This is a genomic window from Glacieibacterium arshaanense (genome assembly GCF_004681125.1).
GTDB lineage: Bacteria > Pseudomonadota > Alphaproteobacteria > Sphingomonadales > Sphingomonadaceae > Polymorphobacter_A > Polymorphobacter_A arshaanense.
This window is the reverse complement of sequence record NZ_SIHO01000002.1, coordinates 1,170,076-1,178,364: the sequence shown is the minus strand read 5'-3', so window position 1 is coordinate 1,178,364 and position 8,289 is coordinate 1,170,076. Positions and strand designations below refer to the sequence as shown.

Genomic DNA, 8,289 nt, shown 5'->3' with positions numbered 1-8,289 from the left:
ACTAACCGATTCGGTTCGTGAAGTCAAGTGAAATCGCGCATTCGACCTCTCTCCCTAGTGGGGAGAGCAAAAAGGCTACGCCGTCCGCGCCAGTTCCGCGCCGCTGTAGGCCGGGTCGCCGGTAACTTCGCGCATCGCCCAGCCGGGCATCATTTGCGCCAGCACCGCCGCCTGCGTCGGTGCCTCGATCTCGGCGATGATCAGGCCGGCGTGGCGACCTTCGAACACGTCGAGCCCGAAGCCGTCGATGCGGTAGCGGCACTTGGAGATACGGTTGCCCGGCAGCACATCGAGCTGCGCGAACTCCTCGGCGGTCAAATACAGGTTGGTGATCGGCGCCGACACCGGATCATCCGACAGATATTTGCGGCATAGCTTGTAGACCGGCGCGGCACCGGCGCCGGTCACGCGCCGCAAGCGCAGCCGCGTCGCCACGATGTACAAGTCCTCGATCCGCACCATTGCCGCACCGTCGAGCGGCGGGCAGCGTGCCGGGTCGACGAGAAACCGCCGCTCATGTTCGAAAAGCGCGTATTTGGGCAGCTCCATCGCGGTCACCGCGCCGGCTGGCTGGACGTGCAGGTCGATATGAATTCGGACTGCATCATACGTGCCATCTCCCTGACACGTATGCCCGTTCCGGCCAAGCGGCCTTGCTGACAACGGGGATGGTGCAAGGCGGTGGGCGAAGCCACCGTCTTGCACCAGGACCATACCCTAAATCAGGCCGTCAGGGCCTTCTGGCGCCGACGCAACGACGTGCCAACGAGCCCAAATCCGGTGATCATCATCGCCCACGCTGCGGGTTCGGGAACCGCATTGCGGACGACCAATGAATCATTGAAGAACTGTTGCGGCCGGTTCCACGCTGGCGTCTGGCCGTACGAGCAGTTCGATCCGATGCCGTTGCACCAGTCACCATGATAGTAGGCATTGGTGAAATAGGGCGACGCCAGCGCCGCATCGCCGTTGAGTGTCACATCGGTAAACGACCAGAACGCACCGCTGACCGGATCAGTGCCGCCAAAAGGCACGTTGGCGCCTTGAAAAATGAACAGCATCGCCGACGGCGCATTCGCCAATTCGACATCGGTCGGCAGGCGCCAGCCGAATTGCGTCTGGTAGGACAAGTCAATAAACGACTCGTCGACCGGTGCAGCCCAGGCCCAGTTAAGGCCGCCATAGGTAATATAGGCATTGACCGGCACCGGCGCGTTGACCAACGCGGCACTGGCGGCGGTCGCGAAACCGGCTGCAGCAACCAGAACGCCCAGTTTTGCAAAAGTTTTCATGATATTTCCCCTGGATTTCTGATTCTTATGAATCGATGCATTGTCGATCACGCAACGCAACTTGCCAGCAAAGCCAATGGCATAGCCGCAACAGAAGGCCGGCAGGGAAAATTCTCCAAAAATTTCCTTCATTTGTAAAGAAGTGATTCAGGCTTGAGGGCTGGCTGGCGCCAGCGCAACGCGCTTCGATCAGGCGGCAATCCTGCCGATCCGGAACGCCGGCCGCTTAGACGCGCGGGTCGATCTGAGGGCCGCGCACGAAGGGCTGCGCGAACAGCAACCCGGTGACGAAGCCGCCGATATGTGTCCAGATCGCCACCTGGAACGGCCCGGTGTTGAACGCCAGCGCGGTCAGCAGTTGCAGCCCGATCCACACCGCCGCGTACCACAGCGCGGTCAGCGCGTCTGATGAAATGCTGATGCCCAGAATCTTGCGCGCCGACACACGGCTGCGCGCGAACAGCACCGCATAGGCGCCGAACACCGCGGCAATCGCGCCACTGGCACCGACAACCGGTGCCGGCGAGCCGGGATCGACTGCGACCTGCAGCAACCCGCCGGCGATACCGCCGAGCAAGTAGAGCGCCAGAAACCGCCAGCGCCCGACGACCCATTCGACATAGCGCCCGACCCATGCCAGAAACAGCATGTTGAGCAGCAGATGCATCCAGCCGCCGTGCAGGAACATCGAGGTCAGCAGCGTCAGCGGCGCCGGCACGATGCCCGGCAACAGCTTGGCTGCACCGATGCCCAGACTGTGCGACAGTCGCGCCGGCACAAGCCCGAAATTGTCGATCATCCAGATACCAAAGTCGTGCCCGCCGACGGTGGCGATGACCTGCACCGCCACGCACAGCGCAAGCAGCAGCCGCGTCACCACGGCCAGCGGCGGGGTGAACGGCTTCATCGGCGGGGGCTCAACGCGGCGACCGCCCTCGCCTCAGATGAACTGCAGCGACTGGATCTGGTAGTATTTTTCGCCCGACGGGGTCACGACCTCAACATCGTCACCGACCTTGCGGCCGATCAGCGCGCGGCCGAGCGGCGACGAATAGGAGATGCGGCCGATGCGCGCATCGGCTTCGGTCTGCCCGACGATCTGGTAGGTGATCGACTTGTCGTCCTCGTCCGCCAGCTTGACGGTGGCGCCGAACACGACGCGGTCGCCCGACAGCGACTTGGGATCGATGACCACGGCGCGCGACAGGCGATCCTCGATCTCGTAGATCTGCGCTTCGATCTGGCCCTGGCGCTCCTTGGCGGCGTGATATTCGGCATTTTCCGAAAGATCGCCATGCGCACGCGCTTCCTCGATCGCCACGACGACTTCGGGACGCTCTTCCTCTTTGAGGCGGCGCAGCGTGTTGACGAGGGTTGCATGCCCCTCTGCCAGCATCGGCAGCTTGTCGACGGTCGCCATTAAACTCGAACCTTTCGTCACTTCATTTTACGGTAGACAGGGTGTAACGCCCGGCCCCCGATTTTGTTGCAGCCCCTTGAACAAGACGGCTCGGCCGTCGGTGGAATCCCACCGTATTCGGCCGACTGCTTTCCCTGGAGCTACGCTTCGCGCGTCTTATAGTATGACTGCAACGACCGGACTTCAAGCGCGCGTTGCTTGGCTGCGGCGATTGCGCGGGCTGCGGCGACGCCTGCCGAGGCCGTGGTGAACGACGGCACCTTGCCGTACAGCGCCGAGCCGCGGATCGACTGGCTGTCCTTCATCGACTGCACGCCTTCGGTGGTGTTGAAGATCAGCGCGATGTCGCCGTCCTTGATGCGGTCGACGATATGCGGCCGGCCCTGCAGCACCTTGTTGACGCGTTCGACCTTGAGCCCCTGCCCCGTCAGATACTCGGCGGTACCGTCGGTGGCGATGACGGTGAAGCCCATGTCGAGCAGCATCCGCGCCGCCGGCAGGATGACCGGCTTGTCGGTGTGCTTGACCGAAATGAACACGCAGCCCGCCATCGGCAGCACCGTACCGGCGCCGAGCTGCGCCTTGAAGAACGCCTGGCCGAAGTCGGCATCGATGCCCATGACTTCGCCGGTCGACTTCATTTCCGGCCCGAGCACCGGATCGACGCCGGGGAAGCGCGCGAACGGGAAGACGGCTTCCTTGACGGCGACATGCGCCCATTTGGGCTTGGTCAGCCCGAAGCTCGCGAGGCTTTCGCCGCCCATGACGCGCGCCGCAATCTTGGCGATCGGCATGCCGGTGGCCTTGGCGACGAACGGCACGGTGCGCGACGCGCGCGGGTTGACTTCGATGAGGTAAACCAGCCCGTCCTTGACCGCGAACTGGATGTTCATCAGCCCGCGGACGTTGAGCGCGCGTGCCAGCAGCGCCGTCTGGCGCTCGATTTCGGCGATGATCGCGGGTGCCAGCGAGTGCGGCGGGATCGAGCACGCCGAATCGCCCGAATGGACGCCGGCTTCCTCGATATGTTCGAGCACGCCCGCCACGAACACCGTCTCGCCGTCGGCCAGCGCATCGACATCGACTTCGGTGGCGTCACGCAGATACTGGTCGATCAGCACCGGCGTATCGCCCGACACGCGTACCGCCTCACGGATATAGGTATCGAGCTGCGCGGTGGTTTCGACGATTTCCATCGCACGGCCGCCAAGCACGTAGCTCGGCCGCATCAGCACCGGATAGCCGATGCGTTCGGCGACTTCGACGGCCTCGTCGCGCGAACGCGCGATGCCGCCGGTCGGTTGGCGCAGGCCGAGTTCCTCGACCAGCGCGGCAAAGCGCTCGCGGTCTTCGGCAAGGTCGATGTTGTCAGGCGAGGTGCCGAGGATCGGGATGCCGGCGTCCTTAAGGCGCTGCGCCAGCTTGAGCGGCGTCTGGCCGCCGAACTGGACGATGACGCCGACCAGCGTGCCGGCGTCCTGTTCTCGCTTGAGGACTTCGAGCACGTCCTCGCCGGTCAGCGGTTCGAAGTACAACCGGTCCGAGGTGTCATAGTCGGTCGACACCGTTTCGGGGTTGCAGTTGATCATGATGGTTTCATAGCCGGCTTCGTCCAATGCGAAGCAGGCGTGGCAGCAGCAATAGTCGAACTCGATGCCCTGGCCGATGCGGTTGGGGCCACCGCCGAGGATGACGACCTTGCGCTTGTCCGTCGGCGCGCTTTCGCATTCGGGGGTGCCGAAGCTCGGCGCTTCATAGGTCGAATACATGTACGGCGTCTTCGCCTCGAACTCGGCAGCGCAGGTGTCGATGCGCTTGAACACCGGGTGCAGGCCGAGGTGGTGGCGGGTGTTCGCCACCGCGGCTTCCGTCAGGCCCGACAGCTTGGCGAGGCGTGCATCCGAAAAGCCCATCGCCTTCAAGGCGCGCAACGGCGCCAGCTCGCGCGGCAGGCCGTGCGTCGCGACTTGTTCCTCGGCAGCGATGATTTCGGCGATGCGTTCAAGGAACCACGGCTCGTAATGGGTGATGGCGTTGATGCGTTCAACACTGAAACCGCAGCGCAGCGCCTGTGCGATGATGAGCAACCGGTCGGGGCCGGGGATGCCGAGCGCGGCGGCGATTTCGTCTTCGCTGGCATCGACAAGGCTTTCGACTTCGTCAAAGCCGGTGAGGCCGGTTTCCAGCCCGCGCAGCGCCTTCTGGACGCTTTCGGCGAACGTCCGGCCAATCGCCATGACTTCGCCGACCGACTTCATCGCGGTGCCGAGCAAGGCTTCGGCGCCCTTGAACTTTTCAAACGCAAAGCGCGGTATCTTGGTGACGACATAGTCGATCGTCGGTTCGAACGCCGCGGGCGTCGCGCCGGTGATGTCGTTCATGATCTCGTCGAGCGTGTAGCCGACCGCGAGCAGCGCTGCGACCTTGGCAATCGGGAAGCCGGTGGCCTTCGACGCCAGCGCCGACGAGCGCGACACGCGCGGGTTCATTTCGATGACGACCAGGCGGCCGTCCTTGGGATTGACCGCGAACTGGACATTCGAGCCGCCGGTTTCAACGCCGATCTCGCGCAGCGTCGCGATGCTCGCGTTGCGCATGATCTGGTATTCCTTGTCGGTCAGCGTTAGCGCCGGCGCGACGGTGATGCTGTCGCCGGTGTGGACGCCCATCGGATCGATATTCTCGATGCTGCAGATGATGATGGCGTTGTCGTTTTTGTCGCGCACCACCTCCATCTCATACTCTTTCCAGCCGAGCACCGATTCCTCGATCAGCACTTCGGTGGTCGGCGAGGCGTCGAGCCCGCCGGTGACGATATGGACGAATTCCTCGCGGTTATAGGCAATGCCGCCGCCGGTGCCGCCCATTGTGAACGACGGCCGGATGATCGACGGCAGGCCGACGACGTCGAGCGCTTCCAAGGCTTCTGCAACAGTGTGCGCGATGCGCGACTTCGGCGATTCCAGCCCGATCTTGTCCATCGCATCGCGGAACTTGAGCCGGTCTTCGGCCTTGTCGATGGCTTCGGCGTCGGCGCCGATCAGCTCGACATCGAATTTTGCCAACGTGCCGTCATGGTGCAGCGCCAGCGCGGTGTTGAGCGCGGTCTGGCCGCCCATCGTCGGCAGCACGACCATCTTCTCGCCCGGGTGGCTGGCACGTTCGGCAGCGATGATCTTGGCGACCACGGCCGGCGTGATCGGCTCCACATAAGTCGCGTCGGCCATGTCGGGGTCGGTCATGATCGTCGCCGGGTTCGAATTGACCAGCACGATGCGGTAGCCTTCGGCCTTCAGCGCCTTGCACGCCTGCGTCCCCGAATAGTCGAACTCGCACGCCTGCCCGATGATGATCGGGCCGGCGCCGATGATGAGGATCGAGTCGATGTCAGAACGTTTGGGCATCAGCTATTTTTTCCGGTCTTCGCTTCGCAGCCCCAGCCGTCGTATTCGACGCCGTGGCTGACTTCGATTTCGAGCGCCTTGCGGGTCAGTGCCGCCATCGCATCGGGCTGCGTAGTGCCGTCGATCTGCAGGTCGATGGCGCTATCACCGTCTTCATAGGCACCGAAGCCGACGAAGCGGAAACCCAGCGCTTCGACATCGGCGCGCAGGGCCTGCACGGCCGCCTCGCTGCCCTTGAAATGCACGTCGATCGGGCGGACCAGCGTCGCGATATCGCCGTTCGCCGCGAGGTCTTCGAGCACGTCGCTGTCGGCGGCGATTTCCATCGCGAACTTCATCAGGTCGATCGGGGCTTCGGGAATGCCGCTCATTTGCGCAGCCCTGCGACAAATTTTTCGAACAGGTAATGGCTGTCCTGCGGGCCGGGCGAGGCTTCAGGGTGGTACTGGACGCTGAACGCCGGCTTGTCGGTGAGTTCCAGCCCGGCCAGCGAGCCATCGAACAGGCTGAGGTGTGTCGGCCGCGCATTCGCCGGCAGCGTTTCGGCTTCGACCGCGAAGCCGTGGTTCATGCTGGTGATTTCGACGCGGCCATCGCTGAGCCGCTTGACCGGATGGTTGGCGCCGCGGTGGCCCTGGAACATCTTGACGGTCCTGGCGCCCACCGCCAGCCCGAGCATCTGGTGGCCGAGGCAGATGCCGAACAGCGGCTTGCCCGTCGCCAGCCACGCCTGGATGACCGGAACGGCATAGACGCCGGTCGCGGCGGGGTCGCCGGGGCCATTCGACAGGAACAGCCCGTCGGGGTTGTGCGCCATTATGTCGTCGAAGCTCGCGGTCGCGGGCACGACGGTGACGCGTGCGCCGGCATTGACGAGGTTGCGCAGGATGTTGCGCTTGATGCCGTAGTCGATGGCAACGACGTGCGGCCGCTTGGCCTCGTCGCCGGCGTTGATCGTCGGGCCGTCTTCGTCGGCGGGGCTGGCATAGCCCTGCCCCAGCCGCCACAGCCCGTCTTCCCAGCCATAGCTTTGCAGCGTCGTGACGTCCTTCGCGAGGTCCATGCCTTCGAGGCCGGGCCACGCCTTGGCGCGTGCCAGCAGCGCCGGAATGTCGAATTCGCCATTGGCGCTGTGCGCGATGACGGCGTTGGGGGCGCCCGCCAGCCGGATGCGACGCGTCAGCGCGCGGGTATCGACGCCCGACAGCCCGATCCGGCCCCAGCTTGCCAGCCAGTCGTCGAAGCGCCCGGTGGCGCGGAAATTGGCGGCTTCGGAAATATCGGCGGCAATGACGCAGCCCAGCGCGTGCGGGTTGGTCGCTTCGACATCTTCGGCGTTGGCGCCGACATTGCCGATGTGCGGGAAGGTGAAGGTGACGATCTGCCCGGCGTACGACGGGTCGGTCATCACTTCCTGATAGCCGGTCATCGCGGTGTTGAAGCAGACTTCGCCGACCGCCTGGCCTTCGGCGCCGCAGCCGCGGCCCCAGACCAGAGTGCCGTCAGCAAGTACCAAAACGCCTGTCGCGCCTGTCGGTTGGGCGTGCGCGAGGGCGTCGGCCATTTATGGCTCCTGTGGTTCTTGGCGGCATGGATGTTGGCTAACGGCCAAACGCATGGCGAACTAGGGTGCAGACCCCGCGTCGTCAATCTATTCTTTATGCCGCGCTGCCGCTATCATTGCTTCCAATCCCACATAGCAGGACACGACATGATTCGCGACGACATCAAGGCCGCCACCATTGCATCGATGAAGGCGCACGACAGCGCCCGTACCGCGACGCTGCGCATGGTTTCGAGCGCCATCAAGAACAAGGACATCGAACTGCGCACCGGCACCGCGCCGGCGAACGACGACGCGATGGTCGCCGACGTGCTGGCCAAGATGATCAAGCAGCGCCGCGAATCGATCGACATGTACACCAAGGGCAACCGCCCCGAACTCGCCGCCGCCGAAGCCGCCGAGGTCGCAGTCATCGAAAGCTTTCTGCCGCAGCAGATGAGCGAGGCCGAAGCACAGGCCGCGGTCGCGGCGCTGGTTGCCGAACTGGGGGCGAGCAGCGCCAAGGACATGGGCCGGGTGATGGGCGAGCTGAAGACGCGCTACGCGGGCCAGCTTGATATGGGCAAGGCCGGCGGCATGGTAAAGGCAGCGCTGGCGGGGTGAGCGGCG

8 protein-coding genes are annotated in these 8,289 nt (G+C 64.3%); 1 reads left to right on the top strand and 7 read right to left on the bottom strand.

The features are described 5' to 3' along the window. Positions 1 to 75 precede the first annotated feature (75 nt). The 7 genes from EUV02_RS11870 to carA form a co-directional block, all read right to left on the bottom strand. Positions 76 to 558 (bottom strand): CYTH domain-containing protein, encoded by a 483-nt coding sequence (locus EUV02_RS11870; RefSeq protein ID WP_424022191.1) that lies wholly within the window; start codon positions 556 to 558, stop codon positions 76 to 78. A gap of 164 nt (positions 559 to 722) precedes the next feature. Continuing rightward, on the bottom strand, positions 723 to 1,424 hold the full coding sequence (locus tag EUV02_RS15960; protein WP_243445878.1) for a PEPxxWA-CTERM sorting domain-containing protein: 702 nt from the start codon (positions 1,422 to 1,424) through the stop codon (positions 723 to 725). Between the two features lie 94 nt (positions 1,425 to 1,518). Then, positions 1,519 to 2,199 (bottom strand): rhomboid family intramembrane serine protease, encoded by a 681-nt coding sequence (locus EUV02_RS11860; protein ID WP_135246417.1) that lies wholly within the window; start codon positions 2,197 to 2,199, stop codon positions 1,519 to 1,521. 33 nt (positions 2,200 to 2,232) lie between these two features. After that, a complete protein-coding gene (gene greA / locus EUV02_RS11855; RefSeq protein WP_135246416.1) occupies positions 2,233 to 2,712 on the bottom strand; it encodes a transcription elongation factor GreA in 480 nt (159 codons plus the stop codon). Between the two features lie 140 nt (positions 2,713 to 2,852). After that, a complete protein-coding gene (gene carB / locus EUV02_RS11850; protein WP_135246415.1) occupies positions 2,853 to 6,116 on the bottom strand; it encodes a carbamoyl-phosphate synthase large subunit in 3,264 nt (1,087 codons plus the stop codon). After that, positions 6,116 to 6,487 (bottom strand): ribonuclease E inhibitor RraB, encoded by a 372-nt coding sequence (locus EUV02_RS11845; RefSeq protein ID WP_135246414.1) that lies wholly within the window; start codon positions 6,485 to 6,487, stop codon positions 6,116 to 6,118. Before EUV02_RS11845 ends, carB begins: the two co-directional genes overlap by 1 nt. After that, a complete protein-coding gene (gene carA / locus EUV02_RS11840) occupies positions 6,484 to 7,680 on the bottom strand; it encodes a glutamine-hydrolyzing carbamoyl-phosphate synthase small subunit (protein ID WP_135246413.1) in 1,197 nt (398 codons plus the stop codon). Before carA ends, EUV02_RS11845 begins: the two co-directional genes overlap by 4 nt. Before the next feature lie 147 nt (positions 7,681 to 7,827). Between carA and EUV02_RS11835 the strand changes: the two genes are divergently transcribed. Then, positions 7,828 to 8,283, top strand: coding sequence for a GatB/YqeY domain-containing protein (locus EUV02_RS11835; protein ID WP_135246412.1), 456 nt, complete (start codon positions 7,828 to 7,830; stop codon positions 8,281 to 8,283). Positions 8,284 to 8,289 lie beyond the last annotated feature (6 nt).